The sequence below is a fragment of the Pseudomonas sp. Y39-6 genome, from assembly GCF_023651955.1.
Lineage (GTDB): Bacteria > Pseudomonadota > Gammaproteobacteria > Pseudomonadales > Pseudomonadaceae > Aquipseudomonas > Aquipseudomonas veronii.
In genome coordinates, this window is the sequence record NZ_CP069594.1 from 2,700,556 (window position 1) to 2,719,648 (window position 19,093).

The 19,093-nt window shown below is 61.3% G+C and carries 17 protein-coding genes; 8 read left to right on the plus strand and 9 right to left on the minus strand.

Annotated elements, in window-relative coordinates:
• Position 1: 1 nt before the first annotated feature.
• A complete protein-coding gene (locus tag JN756_RS12465; RefSeq protein WP_250690876.1) occupies positions 2 to 1,660 on the minus strand; it encodes a bifunctional 3-(3-hydroxy-phenyl)propionate/3-hydroxycinnamic acid hydroxylase in 1,659 nt (552 codons plus the stop codon).
• A gap of 133 nt (positions 1,661 to 1,793) precedes the next feature.
• On the opposite strand from JN756_RS12465, the gene JN756_RS12470 reads away from it, so the two are divergent.
• Positions 1,794 to 2,576, plus strand: a complete 783-nt coding sequence (locus JN756_RS12470; protein ID WP_017847917.1) for a DNA-binding transcriptional regulator — start codon at positions 1,794 to 1,796, stop codon at positions 2,574 to 2,576.
• Positions 2,577 to 2,595: 19 nt separating this feature from the next.
• Here JN756_RS12470 and JN756_RS12475 read toward each other — a convergent pair whose 3' ends face one another.
• Positions 2,596 to 4,995, minus strand: a complete 2,400-nt coding sequence (locus tag JN756_RS12475; protein WP_201022133.1) for a DUF3772 domain-containing protein — start codon at positions 4,993 to 4,995, stop codon at positions 2,596 to 2,598.
• Between the two features lie 199 nt (positions 4,996 to 5,194).
• On the opposite strand from JN756_RS12475, the gene JN756_RS12480 reads away from it, so the two are divergent.
• Complete coding sequence (locus JN756_RS12480; protein WP_108525590.1) at positions 5,195 to 5,881, plus strand: glycosyltransferase family 2 protein; 687 nt, start codon at positions 5,195 to 5,197, stop codon at positions 5,879 to 5,881.
• A gap of 135 nt (positions 5,882 to 6,016) precedes the next feature.
• Positions 6,017 to 6,793: an L-arginine-binding protein AotJ gene (gene aotJ / locus JN756_RS12485; RefSeq protein ID WP_201022134.1), complete on the plus strand. Its 777-nt coding sequence runs from the start codon at positions 6,017 to 6,019 to the stop codon at positions 6,791 to 6,793.
• A 92-nt stretch (positions 6,794 to 6,885) separates the two neighbouring features.
• Here the strand turns inward: aotJ and JN756_RS12490 are convergent, their stop codons facing one another.
• Genes JN756_RS12490 through JN756_RS12500 form a run of 3 tightly spaced genes read right to left on the minus strand, consistent with a single transcriptional unit; the run spans position 6,886 to position 9,614 of the window.
• Entirely contained in the window at positions 6,886 to 7,512 is a 627-nt protein-coding gene (locus JN756_RS12490; RefSeq protein ID WP_017847913.1) for a helix-turn-helix transcriptional regulator, read from the minus strand.
• Positions 7,512 to 8,645: an NAD(P)/FAD-dependent oxidoreductase gene (locus JN756_RS12495; protein ID WP_057005924.1), complete on the minus strand. Its 1,134-nt coding sequence runs from the start codon at positions 8,643 to 8,645 to the stop codon at positions 7,512 to 7,514. Before JN756_RS12495 ends, JN756_RS12490 begins: the two co-directional genes overlap by 1 nt.
• A 21-nt stretch (positions 8,646 to 8,666) precedes the next feature.
• A complete protein-coding gene (locus tag JN756_RS12500) occupies positions 8,667 to 9,614 on the minus strand; it encodes an ornithine cyclodeaminase family protein (protein ID WP_128191994.1) in 948 nt (315 codons plus the stop codon).
• Positions 9,615 to 9,788: 174 nt separating this feature from the next.
• Between JN756_RS12500 and JN756_RS12505 the strand changes: the two genes are divergently transcribed.
• Positions 9,789 to 11,300, plus strand: a complete 1,512-nt coding sequence (locus JN756_RS12505) for a trypsin-like serine peptidase (protein WP_201022135.1) — start codon at positions 9,789 to 9,791, stop codon at positions 11,298 to 11,300.
• A 5-nt stretch (positions 11,301 to 11,305) separates the two neighbouring features.
• Here JN756_RS12505 and JN756_RS12510 read toward each other — a convergent pair whose 3' ends face one another.
• A complete protein-coding gene (locus JN756_RS12510) occupies positions 11,306 to 12,244 on the minus strand; it encodes a LysR family transcriptional regulator (RefSeq protein WP_079443515.1) in 939 nt (312 codons plus the stop codon).
• A gap of 109 nt (positions 12,245 to 12,353) precedes the next feature.
• On the opposite strand from JN756_RS12510, the gene JN756_RS12515 reads away from it, so the two are divergent.
• Entirely contained in the window at positions 12,354 to 13,853 is a 1,500-nt protein-coding gene (locus JN756_RS12515; protein WP_046484042.1) for a CoA-acylating methylmalonate-semialdehyde dehydrogenase, read from the plus strand.
• A 129-nt stretch (positions 13,854 to 13,982) separates the two neighbouring features.
• Here JN756_RS12515 and JN756_RS12520 read toward each other — a convergent pair whose 3' ends face one another.
• From JN756_RS12520 to JN756_RS12530, 3 genes are all read right to left on the minus strand, one after another.
• Positions 13,983 to 14,291 (minus strand): DUF6124 family protein, encoded by a 309-nt coding sequence (locus tag JN756_RS12520; protein ID WP_250690877.1) that lies wholly within the window; start codon positions 14,289 to 14,291, stop codon positions 13,983 to 13,985.
• 448 nt (positions 14,292 to 14,739) lie between these two features.
• The gene (locus JN756_RS12525) at positions 14,740 to 15,048 is read right to left on the minus strand and encodes a DUF6124 family protein (protein ID WP_017847906.1); all 309 of its coding nucleotides are present in this window, start codon (positions 15,046 to 15,048) and stop codon (positions 14,740 to 14,742) included.
• A 452-nt stretch (positions 15,049 to 15,500) separates the two neighbouring features.
• A complete protein-coding gene (locus tag JN756_RS12530) occupies positions 15,501 to 15,809 on the minus strand; it encodes a DUF6124 family protein (protein WP_079443517.1) in 309 nt (102 codons plus the stop codon).
• Positions 15,810 to 16,276: 467 nt separating this feature from the next.
• On the opposite strand from JN756_RS12530, the gene JN756_RS12535 reads away from it, so the two are divergent.
• From JN756_RS12535 to JN756_RS12545, 3 genes are read left to right on the plus strand one after another with little or no spacing between them, the layout of a single operon-like run.
• Positions 16,277 to 17,224 carry a TauD/TfdA family dioxygenase gene (locus JN756_RS12535; protein WP_126589340.1) on the plus strand — a complete coding sequence of 316 codons (948 nt, stop codon included), beginning with the start codon at positions 16,277 to 16,279 and terminating at the stop codon, positions 17,222 to 17,224.
• A gap of 55 nt (positions 17,225 to 17,279) precedes the next feature.
• The gene (locus JN756_RS12540) at positions 17,280 to 18,128 is read left to right on the plus strand and encodes an EamA family transporter (protein WP_046383932.1); all 849 of its coding nucleotides are present in this window, start codon (positions 17,280 to 17,282) and stop codon (positions 18,126 to 18,128) included.
• Positions 18,128 to 19,051: a LysR substrate-binding domain-containing protein gene (locus tag JN756_RS12545; protein WP_017847903.1), complete on the plus strand. Its 924-nt coding sequence runs from the start codon at positions 18,128 to 18,130 to the stop codon at positions 19,049 to 19,051. The genes JN756_RS12540 and JN756_RS12545 overlap by 1 nt, the downstream gene beginning before the upstream one ends.
• Positions 19,052 to 19,093 lie beyond the last annotated feature (42 nt).

The following is a 19,093-nucleotide window of genomic DNA, read 5'->3' on the forward strand; positions in this document are numbered from 1 at the left end:
GTCACGCGACCTTGCTGACAACAGCGTTCGCCGAGGTCGGTGGCACGGCTTTGAGCGCCCGGGCCAGGTCATTGCAGGCCTGGCCGACGGTTTGCGGGATGGCCAGGCCGGCGAGGAAGCGGTCCGGACGCACCAGGGCGATGGACGAGGTGCCGAGCGCGAACCATTCTTTCAAGCGCCCGCTGCTGTCACCCACGCGGATCACATCTTGGCCGGCATCGCTCGGGACTCGCAGCTGGACGTCCGGCAACACTTGGATGAAGCGCGTGCCCAGGGCTTTCCAATGGGCGATTTGCGTGGCCGACAGGCCCCAGGTCGGATCGCAGCCCCAGGCGATGATCGCAAAGTTGTCGCCAATCACTTCGTCCAGCAGCACGGTGGTGCCGGCGTCGGTCAAGACCTTTGGCTGAATGAACATCTTGCCCACCGGCGAGCCTTTTGCAGTCGGCACGATCAACGCGCCCCGGGTGTATTGCGGCATCGGTTTGAAGCGCATTTCGACGAAGTAACGCTTGACCGGCGGCAGGTAGTTGAGCAGCCACGACACCCCATCGCGCAGGGTGCCTTGCCAGCGTTTCGGCGGCGCCAATACGTGGCCGGCGAGTACGGAGAGGTTGATCATCGCCTTGGCGTGGTCGCGGCGTTCCTGTTCGTAGCTGTCGAGCAGGCTGTCGGCGGCCAGGCCCTTGATCACCAGCGCGAGTTTCCACGCCAGGTTCAAGGCATCGCGCATGCCGCTGTTGTAACCCTGGCCTTGCCATACCGGCATGATGTGCGCGGCATCGCCGGCCAGCAGTACCCGGCCCTGGCGGAACCGCCCGGCCAGACGCGCGTTATGGGTATAGACGCGGCTGCGGATCAGCTCGATGCGGTCGGGGTTGGGCAAGACTTTGCTCAGCAGCTTGCGCAGGTTCTCGGGCTTGCTCAGCTCGGTCTCGGTTTCGCCGGGCATCACCATGAACTCGAAACGACGCACGCCGTGGGGCAGGGCGGCGGACACGTAAGGACGCACCGGGTCGCAGCACAGATAGACATGGGGCGTGGCCAGCGGGTCGTTGGCGATGTCGACCACGATCCACTGATTGGGCGCGGTCTTGCCTTCGAAACTGATGTCCAGGCTGCGCCGCACCAGGCTGTTGCCACCGTCGCAACCGATCAGGTAACGGGCATTCAGGCGTTCGCTGCGGCCATGCTGATCCTTGAGGTTGAGCACCACCGCGCTGTCGCTTTGTTCAAAGCTGTCTAGCTCGCGACTGAACAGCACCTTGACGTTGCTGAAGCGCTGCAGGCCGTCGAACAGCACGCGGTCGGCCAAAGGTTGAATGAACGCGTTGCGGCGGGACCAGCCGAACTCGTCGGTTTTCGGTTGGATATCGGCAAAGCAGCGACCCTTGGGCGTCAGGAAACGCATGGCGTGCCAGGGCGTGGTATGCGGCAGCACCTTGTCCGCCAGACCGACGGCCTGGAACGTGCGCAGGCTTTCATCGTCCAGGCCGATGGCGCGGGGGTAGTCGATCAGGGTGTCGAGCTTTTCCACCAAGGTGACGTTTACGCCACGTTGCCCCAGGTAATTGGCGATCATCAAGCCGACAGGGCCGGCGCCGACGATGGCAACGTCGGCGGTCAGCTCCAATGTGGAAGGAGCGGGTGCAAGACTCATGGGTATCTCCGTACAGCGTTTTTGGATTTCTTGTGGGGCGCAGTATGGAAATCACGAGGCTGGTGGACAACGAAAACCCCTGCTAGTGTGCACTAGGTGCACAGCGTTGATTTGAAACGATAATGGAGCGTCCATGAGCGAAACAGAATACAAAACCGTTCGTGGGTTGATGCGGGGTTTGGCCCTGATCAATGGCTTGAATCGTTTCGACGGCGGGGCCAGCACGGCGCAGTTGGCCGAGCAAAGCGGGCTGCACCGGACCACGGTTCGCCGGCTGCTGGAGACCTTGCAGGCCGAGGGTTATGTGCGCCGCAGCGAGTCGGATGACAGCTATCGCCTGACGCTGAAAGTCCGTGAACTGAGCGAGGGATTTCGCGACGAGCAATGGATTTCGTCGATTGCCGCACCGCTGCTCGGCGAGTTGCTGCAACAAGTGGTCTGGCCCACCGACCTGTGTACGCTGGACGGCGACGCCATGGTGATACGCGAGACCACGCATCGCTTCAGTCGCCTGTCGTTTCACCGCTCCATGGTCGGCCGGCGTTTACCCTTGCTCATGACCGCCATCGGGCGCGCGTACTTCGCGTTCTGCCCGCCGGCCGAGCGCGAAGAGCTGATCGAGTTGTTGATCAGCCGCGACGATGAACAGTCGGCGCTGGCGGCGGATCGCGGCTTTGTCGATCGGTTGGTCGAGCACACCCTCGGCAAGGGCTACGGCGAAAACAATTCCCACTGGGGCCTTGAGCGTAAAATCGCTGCGATTGCGATTCCGATCAGGCACGAGGAGCGGGTGATGGGCTGCCTGAATCTGGTCTACATCGCCAAGGCGATGTCAGTTGAGGAAGCCGCCCGCCGCTATCTGCCGGCCATGCAGGGCGTGGTGGAAAAAATCAGAACGCAATTGGCGGAGTGCTGATGCTTGGTTGTGTGGCGCTCTAATCGGCCGGCGAGGCTTTTTCCGCCGCCTCATTGATCAGCACCATACTCTGCGGCGATGACAGCGCCACGCCGAGTTCGCGCAGGCGCCCGAGGACGGTGAACAGCAGGTCGCTGCGGGCTGTTCCCACCGAGCGCGGGCTGTTGACGTAACCGCTGACGCCGATGACCAATCCGTTGGCGGTCAGGTCCTTGAACGTCACCGACGGCGCCGGCGTGTCCAGCACGTCTTCGTGTTCGGTGAATGCCGTCAACAGCAGTTCGCGGATCTGCAGCACATCGGTTTCCAGCGGCAGGGTCAGGGTGATGCCGACCACGCCCAGCGCATTGCCCATGGTCACGTTGCGCACGTTCTGGGTGATGAACTGCGAGTTGGGCACGATCACCGTTGAGCGATCGGACATCTGGATTTCCGTGGCGCGCACGTTGATGCGGCGGATATCGCCTTCGACGCCCGCGAGGCTGACCCAATCGCCGACTTTGACCGGGCGTTCGGTGAGCAGGATCAGGCCGGAGATGAAGTTCTGCACGATCGCCTGCAGGCCGAAACCGATGCCCACCGACAGCGCACTGACCACCCAGGTCAAGTTGGTCAGGCTGATATTCAGCGTGGACATCACCACCACCGCGACCAGCACGAAGCCGATGTAACCCACCAGGGTCACCAGCGAGGCGCGCATGCCGGCGTCCATGTTGGTTTCCGGCAGCAGCCGTTCGCCGAGCCAGTTCTTGAGCACGCGCACGCCGAACAGGCCGATCGCGAGCAGGACAAGGGCCAGCAGAATATCGCCGGGCGCGATGTTCAGGTTGCCCAGCGGCTTGCTGCCCAGGTCGAGTTGCGTCAGCCCCGCCAGCAGCTCGCCCGGGCTGGAGCCGGAGGGCAGGAACGCCAACAGCACCGCGGTGAACATCAGCAGGGTGCGGCCCACGCCCGCGAGTATCGTGCTGGCCTGTGCCTGGTGGCGTTCGGACAGGCCCAGGGCCGAGCCGAGCGCCAGGCCGCCAGGCTGTTTCGGCGAGAGCAGGGTCTCGCAGAGGTCGCCGAAGCAGGCGATCAGCAGATAAGCCGTCGCCGCGACCACGCTCATCCACAGCAGTTTGACGGTGAGGAAGTAAGCCAGGGTCAGGTAGCCGCTCAACAGCGCCAGCAGGGCGATCCCGATCCAGGTCCCGGCGACAAACGGAATCAGCCCGGCGATGCCGCTCATGCGTTCAAGCGCGTATCGGCGGCGGGTGCGGCGGTAACGCAGCAGGCCGAAGAAGAACACCAGCGCGATGGCCAGCGCGGTCAGGCCGTTCACCGCCGCGGTCAGTGCCAGGCTGCTGGCGATGACGCTGTTGATGCGTTCCTGGGTGCCGATCAGCATCAAGGCCAGGCCCATCAGCACGGGGAAGGGACCCAGGGCGACGGCGATCTGGTCGGGGATCTGGGGCAGGCGCCAGGACGGATGCGCGCGCATCAACAGGGCGCGACCGAGGCCGACAATGAAGGCGCAGAACACCACCAGGGTCTGCAATTGATCGAGCAGCGTGAGCATGTCGGCGCTGGGCACGGTGTCGCGTAGCACGCCCCAGCGCAGCAGCGTGGCGGCCAGGCTGATGGTCAGCACGGTGGCCAGCCCCACCGCCAGCGCCAGGGCACTGCGACGCAGGCGGCCTTCGGGGATCCAGCGCACCGTCAGGCGGACCAGCGTGTGCTCCAACGCCCGTCGTCCCGTCACCCAGACCAACAGCGCACTGAACAGCATGCTCACGAAAAACCAGCGGTTTCCCGGCGCCACGGCGGTGTCCGTCACGCTGCGTACATCGGCGTACAGGCCGCGTAAACGGCTGAGATCGTCGTCGGTCGGGCGGATGATGTTGGACCAGAACACCACGCTGATCGGGCTCGCCGAGCGGGTGCTGATCTGTGAGTCGAAGAGGCTGCGGCGCAGGCTGAAGATCTGCGCGGCCATGTCGCTGGCGGATTGGCTCAGGCTGCTGGCCTGGCGCTGCTCGTTGAGCAGGGTGTTCTTCTGCCGGGTCAATGCGCTGCGTTGTTGGGTCAGGCTGGGAGGCTCATTGACCTGTACCGGGCCAAGCACGTTGAGCTGGTCATCCAGGTGTTCAAGATCGAGGATTTGTTTGGCGGCCAGGGTGTCGGCCTGTTTTTGCACCTGCAAGGCGGCCTGGCGCAAGGTCGAGAGCAGGTCGTCGTTGGCGCTGCCTGTGACTTTCTGGCGGATCAGGTCGAGTTGGTCGTTGAGGTCTTGCACACTGGCGTCTTCAGCCAGCAGCGGCACACTGCGCGGGTCGCTGATCGGCGAAGGCGCAGCCTGCGCGAGGCTGGGCAACGTAGCGCACAGCATCAGCAGGGCGAACAGCCCGGTGAAAAAACGGCTCGTGGTGACTCGATGCATGCGCCTTGCCCTTTGACGGTTACCCAAATACCTAAGCGTCACCACTCTATGAGGCGAAGGCAAGCCATTCGTGCGAATTTTTTGGGGAGGCACGGCGGCAACGATGCGCGTGGTCAGGCGGCGGCACAAGATTGTTTAAACCTTCTGCCTCAGCGCTATGTCGATAGCTGGACATACTTCGCCAGTTGAGGCAACGCCAATGATAGGAGTCGTGATACCCGCCCATAATGAAGAGCGGCAGATCAGCGAGTGCCTCGCTTCTGTGCGGCTCGCCAGTGAACATCCCGCGCTTGACGGCCGCCCGGTTGAGATACTCGTGGTTCTGGATGACTGTTCCGACCGCACCGACACGTTGGCGGCGGCCCACGGTGCGGCGACACTCGACGTGCGTTTTCAGAATGTGGGCAAGGCCAGAGCCGTCGGCGCCGAGACGTTGCTCAAGCGCGGCGTGCAGTGGCTTGCCTTCACGGATGCAGACACGCGGGTTCCCCAGGATTGGCTGGTGCGCCAGCTCGGGTTTGGCGCTGACGCGGTGTGCGGCACCGTCGAGGTCGACAGCTGGAACGAGCACGGCGAACGGGTGCGTGCGCAATACCTGGAGCGCTACCGATTCATCGAAAACCATCGCCACATCCATGGGGCAAACCTTGGGTTGAGTGCCGAGGCCTATCGCACCGCCGGTGGGTTTCAGCACCTGGCCGCCGATGAAGACGTCCGCCTGGTGGCCGACCTTGAACGGACCGGCGCGCGGATCGCCTGGACGGCCACCATTCCGGTGATTACCAGCGCGCGTCGGGACTACAAGTGCCAGGGCGGGTTTGGCGAATACCTGGCTTCGCTGATCCCGCCATCCGCTCACGCCGAAGCCGATTCCCCCTGCACCTGAGCCCCGTGCGTGGATTGCCTGGAAGCGATTGACGGAAAATACGCTAAAGTCCATTATGGATTTATAAGTACAAAAAACCTGCCTGACTTTTTCTTCAATCTTGCCAAATCGACAATAACTTGCGAGACCACGACCATGAAGAAACGCTCCCTCATCACCGCCCTGGCCCTGAGCCTGTTCGCTTGCGGCCACGCCCTGGCCGCCGAGAAAACCCTGCGCATCGGCATCGAGGCGGCTTACCCGCCGTTCGCATCGAAGACCCAGGAAGGCACAATCGTCGGGTTCGACTATGACATCGGCAACGCTTTGTGCGCGCAGATGAAAGTCAAGTGTGTGTGGGTCGAAGGCGAGTTCGATGGGCTGATTCCTTCGCTGAAAGTGAAGAAAATCGACATAGCCTTGTCGTCCATGACCATCAACGAAGACCGCAAGAAGTCGGTGGATTTCACCCACAAGTATTACTTCACCTCATCGCGCCTGGTGATGAAGGACGGCGCGGTGGTGGACGACCAGTACGCCAGCCTCAAAGGCAAGACCGTCGGCGTGCAGCGGGCCACGACTACCGATCGGTATGCCACCGAGGTGTTCGAACCCAAGGGCATCAACGTCAAGCGCTACAGCAATAACGAAGAAATCTACATGGACCTGGCGGCGGGGCGCCTGGATGCGATCTTTGCCGACACCATCCCCCTGAGTGACTTCCTGTCGCTGCCGCGAGGCCAGGGTTATGCGTTTGTCGGGCCGGAACTCAAAGACCCGAAATACGTGGGCGAGGGCGCCGGCATTGCGGTGCGCAAGGGCAATAGCGCGTTGGTCAGTGAGTTGAATGCGGCCATCGACGGCATCCGTGCCAATGGCGAGTACCAGAAGATTTCCGCGCAGTACTTCAAGTCCGATATCTACGGCGACTGATGCTGAATACGCACTTGAAAACGCTGTAGGTCAGTGTGAGAGCTGTCGAGCCCTGGCAAGCCCGCTCTCACATTCGATCGCGGCTGCCGGCTTCAGCCCTTCAGTTCCTTCAAGTGCTTGTAGACCGTTGCCCGCCCCATGCCCAACACATTGGCCACGTAGTTCGAGGCGCTCTTGCCCTTGAACGCGCCTTCGGCGTGCAGCGCCAGCACCAGCTCGCGCTTGTGGTCGCGGGTCAGCAGGTTCAGGCTCAACTGGCGTTCGCGCAGCCAGGCGTGCAAGAAGGTGTTGATCCGTTCCTGCCAGTCATCGCGAAACAGTGAGTCCGGTTGCGGGATCAGCTTGCTGGGTGACAGAAACAGGTCCAGCGCCGCCTTGGCGTTTTCGAACAGCGAGATATTCAGGTTGATGCACAGCACGGCCAGCGGGCGACCCTTGTGGTCGCGCAGCACGGTGCTCAGGCTGCGGATTTTCTGGCCGTCCCAGTTGAGCTTTTCGTAGGGGCCGATATTCACTTCGCGGATGTCGTCGCTCAGCATGTCTTCCAGCGCCGAATCGTCACCGATGGCCCGTTTCGACAGGTTGTTGGCGATGTAGTCGACCTTTTGCGTGCGCAGGTCGTGCAGCACCACTTCGGCGTGGGGGAAGAACAACGTGGCGATCGCATCGGCGATCGCACGGAAGTTCTGCAGGACCTTGTCTTGTTCAGCGGTGTTCATCAATGCGGCTCCAGGCGTTCAGGGGAGAGCATACCAGCGTCCAGGCCGAACCGCGTCAGTGGCTCCGGTAGCGCCGCGCCGCGCACCAAGGCCGCGCTGGCCTGGCCCATCGCGGGCGAGGTCTGGATGCCGTACCCGCCCTGTGCCGCCACCCAGAACAGCCCGGCCACCCGCGGATCGAAGCCGGACAGCAAATCACCGTCGTGGACAAAACTGCGCAGGCCGGCCCAGGTGCGGGTCGGGCGGCGGATGGTCAGGGTGGTGGCTTCTTCGATCTGGTGGATCCCCATGGCGATGTCCAGTTCTTCGGGCTGGATGTCCTGGGGTTCCACCGGGTCGGCGTTGGCCGGTGAACCGAGGAACATGCCGGCATCGGGTTTCATGTAGAACGCTTCGTCGAGGGCCACCAGCATCGGCCAGGCGTGGCTGTCCACGCCTTCGGGGCCGGCGAAGATGAACGCCGAACGACGCTTGGGTTGCAGGCCGACGGACGCGGCGCCGGCCAGCCCGCCGATATGGTCGGCCCACGCGCCGGCAGCGTTGATGATGATCGGCGCGGTGCAGGTTTCATGCTGGGTTTGTACGTGCCACAGGCCGTCGGCAGTGCGGCTCAGGCCCAGCACGTGGCTGTCGGTCCGCACTTCGCCGTGGTTGCGGCGGATGCCGCGCAGGTAGCCTTGGTGCAGGGCGTCGGTGTCGATGTCGCTGGCGGTCGGGTCGTAGATCGCCCCGTGGACTTTGTCACGCCGCAGGATCGGCAAGCGTGCACAGGCTTCGTCAGCACTCAGTCGTTCGACCTGCGACACGGTGGCCTTGGCGCTGAGGTATTGCTTGTCCAGTTCGGCCGGGTCGCCGCTGAAGTCCACAGTCATCTCGCCCCGGGGCGTGAGCAGCGGGTGTTCGCAGAAACCGGCGGGCGGGTTGTCGAAAAACGCCCGGCTGGCCAGGGTCAGTGCGCGCACTTGCGGGGTGCCGTAGGCGGCGCTGTAGAGCGCGGCCGAACGCCCGGTCGAGTGATAGCCGGGGTGGGCCTCACGCTCCAGCACCAGTACCTTGCCGTGGGGCGACAGCCAGAAACCCGTGGACGCGCCGGCAATCCCGCCGCCGATGATGATGAAGTCTGCGTGGCTCATGAACATCTCCTGAAGGTGGGGTTAGCGCTGCAGCTGGTACAGCGCGTTAGCCAGCGCAATGTCTTCCAGACCCAGCCCGATGGACCGGAAAAACACCGGGCACTGGTAGTCCGGGCGCTGCGCCATGTCACTGAGTAGCTCGGGCAGGTCGCCCATCACCGCGCGTTTGTCCCAGCCGTGCTGTTCGCTGGCGATCAGCATTTCGCCGGCCGCGTCCGGAGTGGTCTGGCGATAGTCGCAGAATACCTGCATCGCGTTAAGGCTGTGGGGCGGCACTTCATGGGCGCGGGGCGCATTGGTGCTGATCGAAGTGATCAGCGCCGGTTTGCTCAGGTGCGCCGGGTCGAGCACCGGGCCGGCCGACGAGGTACACAGCATGATCACGTCGGCATCCGCCACGGCCGCCGCGCAGCTGTCGGCGATGCTCAGGCGTGGGTCGAGGCCGGTGAGCTGCGCGAGGGTGGCGGGGCTGGCGCTGGCCAGGCTCGGTGAAAACAGGCTGATGTGCTGCCAGTCCCGCAGGTTTTGCACGTAGCGCAAGTGCGCCTGGGCGACCTTGCCGCTGCCGATGATCGCCAGGCGCCGGGCGGCCAATGGCGCCAGGGCGTCCACCGCGAGGGCCGTGGTGGCGGCGGTGCGTGCGGTGGTCAGTTCATGGGCATCGCACAGCAGCAACGGTTGGCCGCTGTGCATCGACATCAACAGCGTCCAGGCCGTCACCAATGGCCCTTGCTCCCCTACGATGTACGGCGAAGTCTTGACCCCGTACACGCCGTCCTCGGCCAGCACGCCCAGGTAGTTGATGAAGTCGCCGGCGCCCTTCGGAAACGCCACTAACTGTTGCGCCGGTTGCACCGCCAGCCCGGCGGCGAGGTCGCGGAACAGCTTGTGCAGGATCTGGGGCACGTCGATCTGAGCGAGTAACTCGCGCGCTTGGGCCTGCTGGATGACATGGGGCGTGCTGGACATGGGGAACTCCGCTGTAAACTAATTTGTCCATTATGGACTTTTAGTCGTTGCGAGCAATATCCCGGCGAAAAAAATGCGCTCAAGCCGGCAGCCCCCACATCTATGTAGGTCACCTGTTCGCCACGCCTCAAGTACGTTTCGGCACCACCCCTGTTGCCACCCGGACGTTCGACCATGCTGACCCGCTGCATCTTCCCCCTCGTGTTACTGCTGTTGCCTTGCCTTACCGGCCACACCCACGCCAGAGACCTGGCCGAGGGACTGAACGATGACAGCGCCTCCCTGGCGCTGCAGAACCACGACCAGCGTTACGCGCTGTGGTCCGGTATCGGTTTGTTGAAAAATGCGATCGGCCAAACCTGCAACGCGGTGCTGCTGGACACCCGCAACCGCCAGAGCAAGGCCGTCGGCCCGGCGTATGTCTTGACCAGTGGGCATTGCGTGTACTTCAGCTTCGGCACGGCCCATGTCAACCAAGCCATCGAGGCGAGCATCACGTTCAATTATTTCCACGACACGCCGGCGCAACAGCGCACGTTTCGCATTAAAACGGCGCACTGGACCAGCATGGTCGGCACTGATCTGGCAGTGCTCGAACTGGATACCTCACTTGCCGGGCTGATCACCGACGGCATCATGCCGCTCAAGCTCGCCACCCATCAAAGTACCGGGGAACGTGAGGTCGTGAATGTCGGTTCGCCGAGCGGGTTTCGCCAGAAGGGCTTGCGTATGAGTGCCTGCAAGGAAACCGCGACCAACAGCTTTGTCGAGCATCCCGGGGTGTTTCCCGGCGCCCTGAAAAACCGCTGCAATGACCTGCAGTACGGCAGTTCCGGCAGCCCGATGCTGGACCGGCATACCAATGAAGTCACCGGCATTGTCAGCAAAGTCGCGGCGGTCATTAAAAAAGACATCCTCAACAACTGCCAGAACGTCTCGGCGTGTGAAGCGGCCAAGTTCAACTACAGCTATCCCGCCAACGACCTGCACCGTTGTTTTGTCGAGGGCCAATTCTCGAACGAGACGCCTGCTTGCCAGCTCAAAGCCGTCGATATCCACCTTGAGGAACCCTGGAAGCTCAACCCCTATGTGCATATGCAACTGGGCGAATTCGGGCAGAGTGTGCAGCCCACCTGGAACATCAGGTTCTCGATCCAAGACCCGTTCTATCGCTTCAAGGCTGTGCGCAACGTCAATGAATGCAGGCTGCCCAATGGCTATCAACGTGCCATTGCGTCAACCCAGGGCTACATCAATCAGGCCATCGGCCCGGCGCTGGGGGCGTATGTGCTGTGCATCATCGGCGTTCAAACTCCCGGCGAGCCGTTGACGCCGGCCTTGCTGCACAATGCGTTCACCCACTCGGTGTTCTTGACCGACCCGGCGCCGGTCCCGCGCATCGGCCTGAACTACAGCGTCAACTGGGACGACCCGCAAACCGCCTTCAGCCACCATTACTTCTATGTGGACACCTCGGCGGAAGCTGCCTGCCGTGACAATGACGACGTCCGCTACATCCTCGCCACGGGCGGAACGAGTTACCCGCTCTCGCAACTGCCCGTCACCCTGTGCAGCTTTGCGCGTAACCCGGCGGGGCAACCTTCGGCGGTACGCACGGATGTGATCGAGCGATCCGCCTACCTGCCGCCCACCCAAACGCGCCAGCCGGCAGCGGCTCAGCGATGAAGCGGTCAACCCGTGACACGAAAGCCTCCGGAGAGTTTTTCCTTCAGATAACCCACCAATGCACTCACGGACTTGGGTACATGGGGCGAGTAGGGCCGTATCAAGTAAATCTCATCGGCAAACGCGCCCTTGAGCGTCCAGCCCTTGAGCACCTGCACCAGCGTGCCGCCGGCCAGCGCCGCATGGGCGCTGAAATCCGGGAGCAGGGCGATGCCCAGGTGATTGAGCGCCGAGTCGCGCAAGGCTTCGCTGTTGTTGGTCGAGAAGCTTCCGGCGATCGGCACGGTGACCCGTTCGAGGGTTTTGCCGCCGCGCTCGAAGGTCCAGGCGGGCTGCTCGGTGCCGCGCGGGTAGTAGAGGCAGTTATGCGCGCTGAGCTCGCCGGGGCTGCGCGGTTCGCCGTGGCGTTGCAGGTAGTCGCGGGTGGCGACCAGCACCGAGGTGGTGTCGCACAGCTTCCATGCGACGTGGGTTTCCGGCACCTGAAAACCGTGGCGCACCGCCAGGTCGTAGCCTTCGGCGGCCAGTGAACTCAAGGCATCCGACACCTCCAGCTGGACCCGCACCTGCGGGTACAGTTGCAGGAAGGCCGACAGGTGCGGCACCAGTTGCTGCCGGGCGAACGCGACCGGCGCGGTCAAGCGCACCAGGCCGCGGATTTCCCCGGCGGCGTCGCGCACCGAAGAAAAACTGCGGGCGATCTGTTCGTAGGCGCTGCGCACGTCCCGCGTCAGTGACTGCCCGGCGTCGGTCAGGCGCACGCTACGGGTGGTGCGGGTGACCAGGCGCGTGCCGGTGGCTTTTTCCAGGTCGCTGATGCGCTGGCTGACCGCCGACTTGCTCACCCCCAGGCGCGCCGCGGCGGCGGTGTAGGTGCCGTGTTCTTCCAGCACCGAGAGCCAGTGAATGTGGGTCCACAGCCCTTCGATCTCAGACTTTTCCATGAGATTATTGTTCGCCTATAAGGACAATCAGTTCTGGATTCTGCTCTGGTTCGGAACAAATCGAAAGCCTATCGTGTGTCCCAACGCTACCCACCTGGGACCTACTGCCATGACCAGCACCATCGAGCACTACATCAACGACCAGCGCGTGAGCCGCGATGATCGCTATCAGGACGTCTACAACCCGGCCACCGGCGCCGTGACCGGGCGCGTCGCCCTGGCCAGCCGCCAGACCGTCGGCGAAGCCGTCGCCGCTGCCCAAGCCGCCTTCGCCAGTTGGGCCGATACCCCGCCGATCCGCCGCGCCCGCGTATTGTTCGAATACCTGCACCTGCTGCGCGCACGCAAGGACGACCTGGCGCGCATCATCGTCGCCGAACACGGCAAGGTGTTTACCGATGCCCAGGGCGAAGTCGACCGTGGCATCGACATCCTCGAATTCGCCTGCGGCATTCCCAACCTGCTCAAGGGCGAACACTCCGACCAGGTCTCGCGAGGCATGGACAACTGGACGATGCGCCAGCCCCTGGGCGTGGTCGCTGGCGTCACGCCGTTCAACTTCCCGGTGATGGTGCCGATGTGGATGTACCCGATCGCCATCGCGGCGGGCAACACCTTCATCCTCAAGCCCAGCCCGACCGACCCGAGCGCCGCGCTGTTCATGGCTGAGCTTTTGCGTGAAGCCGGTTTGCCCAGCGGCGTGTTCAACGTGGTGCAGGGCGACAAGGAAGCGGTGGACGCGCTGATCGAACACCCGGACGTCAAGGCCGTGAGCTTTGTCGGCTCCACGCCGATCGCCCAATACATCTACGAAACCGGCGCGCGCCACGGCAAGCGCGTGCAAGGCCTGGGCGGCGCGAAAAACCACATGGTGGTGATGCCCGACGCCGACATCGAACGCACCGTCGACGCGCTGATGGGCGCCGCCTATGGCAGTGCCGGCGAACGCTGCATGGCCATCTCCGTGGCGGTGCTGGTGGGCGATGTGGGTGACAAAGTCATCGCCGCCCTGACCGAGCGGGCCAAGCAGCTGCGCATCACCGATGGCCGCGACCTCAAGGCCGAAATGGGCCCGATCGTCTCGCGCACCGCACTGGAGCGCATCAGCGGCTATATCGAACAAGGCGTCCAGGCCGGCGCGCAACTGCTGCTCGACGGCCGCGATTACGTGCCGACCGAACCCGGCCTGGAAAACGGCTTCTGGCTCGGCGCGACCTTGTTCGACCATGTGACTCAAGAGATGAGTATCTACCGCGAAGAAATCTTCGGCCCGGTGCTGGCCTGCGTGCGCGTGAATGATTTTGCCGAAGCGGTGAAACTGGTCAACGACCACGAATTCGGCAACGGCGTCAGCTGCTTCACCCGCGACGGCAACATCGCCCGCGAATTCGCACGGCGTATCGAAGTGGGCATGGTCGGCATCAACGTACCGATCCCGGTGCCGATGGCCTGGCACGGCTTTGGCGGCTGGAAGAAAAGCCTGTTCGGCGATATGCATGCCTACGGCACCGAGGGCGTGCGCTTCTACACCAAGCAGAAGTCGATCATGCAGCGTTGGTCGGAGAGCATTGAGCAAGGTGCGGAGTTTGCGATGCCCGTCTCCAAATGACAGCCTAAGGAACACAGAGAAACCCATGTGGCAGGGGGCTTGCCCCCGATGGCGGAGTGGCAGTCACTGCATGAGTGCCTGAACCACCGCTATCGGGAGCAAGCTCCCTCCCACATTTTTTGTGCGTGGTCAGGCAGTGGTCTTCGTGGGCCTGAGGCATTCGATGGAGCGGTCAACCGTGGTTTTGGCGATTTCCAGCAAATGCCACACCGCGAGGATCTTCGCCCGCTCCGGTTTCTCCAGCAGCTCCCCGCAATCCAGCGCCGTCGCCGAAGCGCTGTCCAGCAGACTGGCGGTGTAGAGCAGGGCGTCTTCGAAGCTCAGGTCTTCGTTGACGGCGTGGAAACCTTGGGTGGGCAGGTAATGGTCGATGGCGCGGTTGAAGGCAGCGCGGTCTTTGGTGGGATCGATGGGGGGGGCGGGTAGGGCTTTGGTCATGGTGAAACTCCTGTCTGATCAAGGAGACGGCACTCTTCGCGACTAAACGAAGGTGGCGGCTGTACGCAGGTTAGTCGACCGGTCAGAACAGGAACCCGGCGCGCCCGAAGGCGCCCTGCGCACAGCCACCATTGAGCGTCATGGGACCATGCGCCTGTTCTGAATCCGGGCGACTAAACCCGATCACTGATTTGGCAGTGACGGACCGCAGACTAGCCATCGATTCCAACAGGCACAAGGCGGCGCAGATTGTCTAGGAAACGTCCTGCAATTTAAAGCGACCCGGCTTGCTGGCCCTTTAAAAACCATGACCAGATGCCACTAACTCCAATGAAATGCGGTCCATGTGGGAGGGGGCTTGCCCCCGATGACGGAGTGGCAATCACTGCATGAGTGCCTGAACCACCGCTATCGGGAGCAAGCTCCCTCCCACTTTTTTTGTCCGTGGTCAGGCAGTGGTCTTCGTGGGCCTGAGGCATTCGATGGAGCGGTCAACCGTGGTTTTGGCGATTTCCAGCAAATGCCACACCGCGAGGATCTTCGCCCGCTCCGGTTTCTCCAGCAGCTCCCCGCAATCCAGCGCCGTCGCCGAAGCGCTGTCCAGCAGACTGGCGGTGTAGAGCAGGGCGTCTTCGAAGCTCAGGTCTTCGTTGACGGCGTGGAAACCTTGGGTGGGCAGGTAATGGTCGATGGCGCGGTTGAAGGCAGCGCGGTCTTTGGTGGGATCGATGGGTGGGTCGGGTAGGGCTTTGGTCATGGTGTAATTCCGTGATGGATTGAGATTCGCCACCCCGCCGCGACTAAACGTAGGGTGGCGGCTGTACGCAGGTTAGTCGACCGGTCATCACGAAAATCCGGCGCACCCGAAGGCGCCCTGCGCACAGCCACCATAAAAACTGATGGAAGACCGTGCACGTGATGAGAGGTCGGGCGACTAAACCCGATCACTGATTTGGCAGTGACGGACCGCAGACTAGCCATCGATTCCAACAGGCACAAGGCGGCGCAGATTGTCTAGGAAACGTCCTGCAATTTAAAGCGACCCGACTTGCTGGCCCTTTAAAAACCATGACCAGATGCCACTAACTCCAATGAAATGCGGTCCATGTGGGAGGGGGCTTGCCCCCGATGACGGAGTGGCAGTCACTGCATGAGTGCCTGAACCACCGCTATCGGGAGCAAGCTCCCTCCCACATTTTTTGTGCGTGGTCAGGCAGTGGTCTTCGTGGGCCTGAGGCATTCGATGGAGCGGTCAACCGTGGTTTTGGCGATTTCCAGCAAATGCCACACCGCGAGGATCTTCGCCCGCTCCGGTTTCTCCAGCAGCTCCCCGCAATCCAGCGCCGTCGCCGAAGCGCTGTCCAGCAGACTGGCGGTGTAGAGCAGGGCGTCTTCGAAGCTCAGGTCCTCGTTGACGGCGTGGAAACCTTGGGTGGGCAGGTAATGGTCGATGGCGCGGTTGAAGGCAGCGCGGTCTTTGGTGGGATCGATGGGTGGGTCGGGTAGGACTTTATTCATGGTGTAACTCCGAATTTTGAGTAAGGAGCCGAACCGGTCGCGACTAAACGAAGGTGGCGGCTGTACGCAGGTTAGTCGACCGGCCAAAATCGGAAACTCCGGCGCACCCAAAGGCGCCCTGCGCACAGCCACCATAAACTGCATGGACCATTGCGCCGAATTTGGAGTCCGGGCGACTAAACCCGATCACTGATTTGGCAGTGACGGACCGCAGACTAGCCATCGATTCCAACAGGCACAAGGCGGCGCAGATTGTCTAGGAAACGTCCTGCAATTTAAAGCGACCCGACTTGCTGGCCCTTTAAAAACCATGACCAAATGCCACTAACGAACACGTGATGGTTTCTATCTGTAGGAAAGATCTGCCATGACGGAACTTGATGGCAGCGCTGACGACTTTTCGCTTTTTCAGGGTGTAGTGGGCCGAGTTAAATATCGACGCCAACTAACCTCCGTAAAGGATTGCGATGAACATAAACGTCAGTAATTTTCGCCAAGCAGTATCTAAGATCAGGCTCTCAAACGCAGCATTTGAAGAGTTGCTGAGTGCCAGCGCGATGTTGGGTGCAGAAACAAAAACCGGTCGATTCGATATAAAACACGCTTGCATTGATCCGTTTTATTCGCAGTCCCTTGGCGAGGCGTTGCGCAATATACGAAACATTATTGAACATGAAAGTCATGTCTTGATCCTTGATGGATTTAGGACGGATAACCTTGCAAGTTTCAAATCACTGGTGTGGACATTTGGATCTTTGCTTGGTACGCCAATGGTGCAAAATCATCTTGGTCATAAGGTTATTGAGGTTTACGACCGAGGCGGTAAAAGCATTGAAGAGGGTGCGAGGTACCATCAGACCCGTCAGGGCGCCTACGTACATAACGATGGCGTCAGCGACCCTCTCCCTATCGACTATTTGATTCTGGCTTGTGGACAGAAAGCGCTTCTGGGAGGCGAGAGCATTCTTATTGATGCAAGCGCGGTATATGCGGAGCTGATGGCATTTCCGGAAGTTCTCGAGGAGCTTAAATGCGATTTCTATTTTGAAAATAGAGGCATGTCAGAGGACGAGTGCCTATTTAAAGCGCCCATCCTGAGTTTTTCCAATGAAGGTATTCCCTTGATAAGGTACTTTCGCGTCTACATTGAATCGGCTCACCTTAAAGCGAAAATGCCGTTGACGTTGGCGCAGGTTCAAGCATTGGATTTTCTGGATACAGTTCTCGATCAATCATCTGTTCAGCATCGTGTATTGCTTGAGCCTGGTCAGGTGCTTATTTCCGCGGACAACAAGTTTCTCCATACCCGAACGCATTTCATCGATATGCATTCTCCACGCTCGGAAATTGATGATGCAGAGCCTTTAAACGCCTTGAATCGCTACATGTTGCGGATGTGGTTACGCAAGCAATGATGCCCATGCCACGCATGGCGCGCGACCTTTATACCCACTCAAAAGCCGAGCCCTCATGGACAACGCCAACATAGCCATCACCCTGGTCTTGATCTCCGCCTTCATGCACGCCACTTGGAATGCCGTTGTCCGTGCCGGCAGCAGCCGTTTCATGACCTTGGCCATGGTCGATGGCACCGCATTAGTGATCTGCCTGGCGGCGCTGCCGTTGGTCAACGTACCGAGCCTGGAGGTGTGGGGCTATGTGCTGATTTCTGTGATGCTCAATACGGTCTATCGATTGTTCCTAATCAAGGCTTATGAAACAGGCGACTTCGGCCAGGTCTACCCGGTGATGCGTGGCGTGCCGCCGGTGTTGGTTGCGGTGTTTTCCTACTTCCTTTTGCATGAACAGCTGTCGTCCCCGTCGATGGCGGGAGTGCTGCTGATTTGCGCGGGGATCATCAGCCTGACGTTTGTGCGCAGGATGACCGCGCAGATGTTCAAACCAATTCTGATGGCCGTGTGTGCGGGGGTGTTCATCGCGTCCTACACGGTGGTGGATGCCAAAGGTGTAAGAGCCAGTGAGACGGTGCTGCAGTACATCATCTACCTCACGCTGTTCCAGAGCATTCCGATTCCGATGCTGGCGTTTTTCAAGACGCGATCAGCACTCACCCAGGCTGTGCGCGACCACTGGCGGGTAGGTGCAATGGGCGGTGTTTTTTACTTGGCGTCCTACGGTTTGGTCCTGTTTGCGTTGTCGCTGGACGCAGTGGCCAAGGTCTCAGCCCTGCGGGAAACCAGTGTTATTATCGGCGCCATCATTGCTGCGCTGTTCTTCCGGGAGCAGTTCGGCTGGCGACGGATGCTTTCGGCATTCGTCATTGTCTGTGGGATCATCCTGATCAAAGTGAGCACCTGATGGCCCAGCGCCCGCCACCCACTCCCATGCTTCAAGCCTTCGTCAGCGCCGCGCAAACGGGCAGTTTTGCGCGTGCTGCGTTCGAGTTGAACCTCACCGCCAGTGCCATCAGCCATCAAATTGCGGGCCTGGAAGAATGGTGGGGGGTGCAGTTGTTCGAGCGGCATTCGCGGGGGGTCAAACTCACGACAGCGGGGCAGGCCTTGTTGCCAGTGACCGATGGTTTTTTCAAAGAACTGGATACGGTGCTGCATTCGCTCAACCCGAGTAGATCCCAGCCACTTTACCTTTCATGCACCTCCTCTCTTTGTGCAACCTGGCTGATTCCCAGAATGCATGGTGCTCACGCCGAAGCGGCATTCAACCTTGATCTGGTGTTGACCAGCGCGGACATAAGCAGCGCCAGCTTAAGTGCTCACCCGTTCGATGTCGCGGTGGTGATGGGGTATGGCGACTACCCGGATCATCATGCCGAACTGCTGATGCGCGATGCGGTGTTCCCTGTGTGCTCGCCGGAATTCAAACGTGTGAATGGTGATATTGCGCTGGAGGAAATAGCGCGGTACCCGCTGATTCATCGCGTCGACGATCAGGTATGCCCAGGGTGGGAGAGCTGGTTTGCATTTCAAGGGCTAGAGGCACCGCCGTATCACCATGGGCCGCGCTTTCCAGATTCCAGCCTGGCCATCAGTTTGGCAGTGAAAGGCGGCGGGATTGCGCTGGGCAGGACGGCACTGGTGTATGACCAATTGAAAGACGGTGAATTGGTTGCGTTGGAGGCCCCCTTAATGATGTCGCCTGCTGCGTACTACATCATTTGTCGAAACGGACGACAATCAGAGCCCGATATCGCCCGTTTGCTTGATTGGCTCAAGGCCCAAGCGCATCAGTTTATGGGGGAGGTGCAGCGTTCCGGTAAATGACTCACCGGCGACCTGCCCGCGTACTCGCATCCACCCACACCG

Bases quoted from the DNA above. Each gene is read 5' to 3' on its own strand.
- JN756_RS12490 (WP_017847913.1), bottom strand. From the start codon at position 7,512: ATGAACACCGCTGAACAAGACAAGGTCCTGCAGAACTTCCGTGCGATC.
- JN756_RS12520 (WP_250690877.1), bottom strand. From the start codon at position 14,291: ATGACCAAAGCCCTACCCGCCCCCCCCATCGATCCCACCAAAGACCGC.
- aotJ (WP_201022134.1), top strand. From the start codon at position 6,017: ATGAAGAAACGCTCCCTCATCACCGCCCTGGCCCTGAGCCTGTTCGCT.
- JN756_RS12545 (WP_017847903.1), top strand. From the start codon at position 18,128: ATGGCCCAGCGCCCGCCACCCACTCCCATGCTTCAAGCCTTCGTCAGC.
- JN756_RS12510 (WP_079443515.1), bottom strand. From the start codon at position 12,244: ATGGAAAAGTCTGAGATCGAAGGGCTGTGGACCCACATTCACTGGCTC.
- JN756_RS12505 (WP_201022135.1), top strand. From the start codon at position 9,789: ATGCTGACCCGCTGCATCTTCCCCCTCGTGTTACTGCTGTTGCCTTGC.
- JN756_RS12515 (WP_046484042.1), top strand. From the start codon at position 12,354: ATGACCAGCACCATCGAGCACTACATCAACGACCAGCGCGTGAGCCGC.
- JN756_RS12495 (WP_057005924.1), bottom strand. From the start codon at position 8,645: ATGAGCCACGCAGACTTCATCATCATCGGCGGCGGGATTGCCGGCGCG.
- JN756_RS12530 (WP_079443517.1), bottom strand. From the start codon at position 15,809: ATGAATAAAGTCCTACCCGACCCACCCATCGATCCCACCAAAGACCGC.
- JN756_RS12475 (WP_201022133.1), bottom strand. From the start codon at position 4,995: ATGCATCGAGTCACCACGAGCCGTTTTTTCACCGGGCTGTTCGCCCTG.
- JN756_RS12535 (WP_126589340.1), top strand. From the start codon at position 16,277: ATGAACATAAACGTCAGTAATTTTCGCCAAGCAGTATCTAAGATCAGG.
- JN756_RS12525 (WP_017847906.1), bottom strand. From the start codon at position 15,048: ATGACCAAAGCCCTACCCGACCCACCCATCGATCCCACCAAAGACCGC.
- JN756_RS12480 (WP_108525590.1), top strand. From the start codon at position 5,195: ATGATAGGAGTCGTGATACCCGCCCATAATGAAGAGCGGCAGATCAGC.
- JN756_RS12540 (WP_046383932.1), top strand. From the start codon at position 17,280: ATGGACAACGCCAACATAGCCATCACCCTGGTCTTGATCTCCGCCTTC.
- JN756_RS12470 (WP_017847917.1), top strand. From the start codon at position 1,794: ATGAGCGAAACAGAATACAAAACCGTTCGTGGGTTGATGCGGGGTTTG.
- JN756_RS12465 (WP_250690876.1), bottom strand. From the start codon at position 1,660: ATGAGTCTTGCACCCGCTCCTTCCACATTGGAGCTGACCGCCGACGTT.
- JN756_RS12500 (WP_128191994.1), bottom strand. From the start codon at position 9,614: ATGTCCAGCACGCCCCATGTCATCCAGCAGGCCCAAGCGCGCGAGTTA.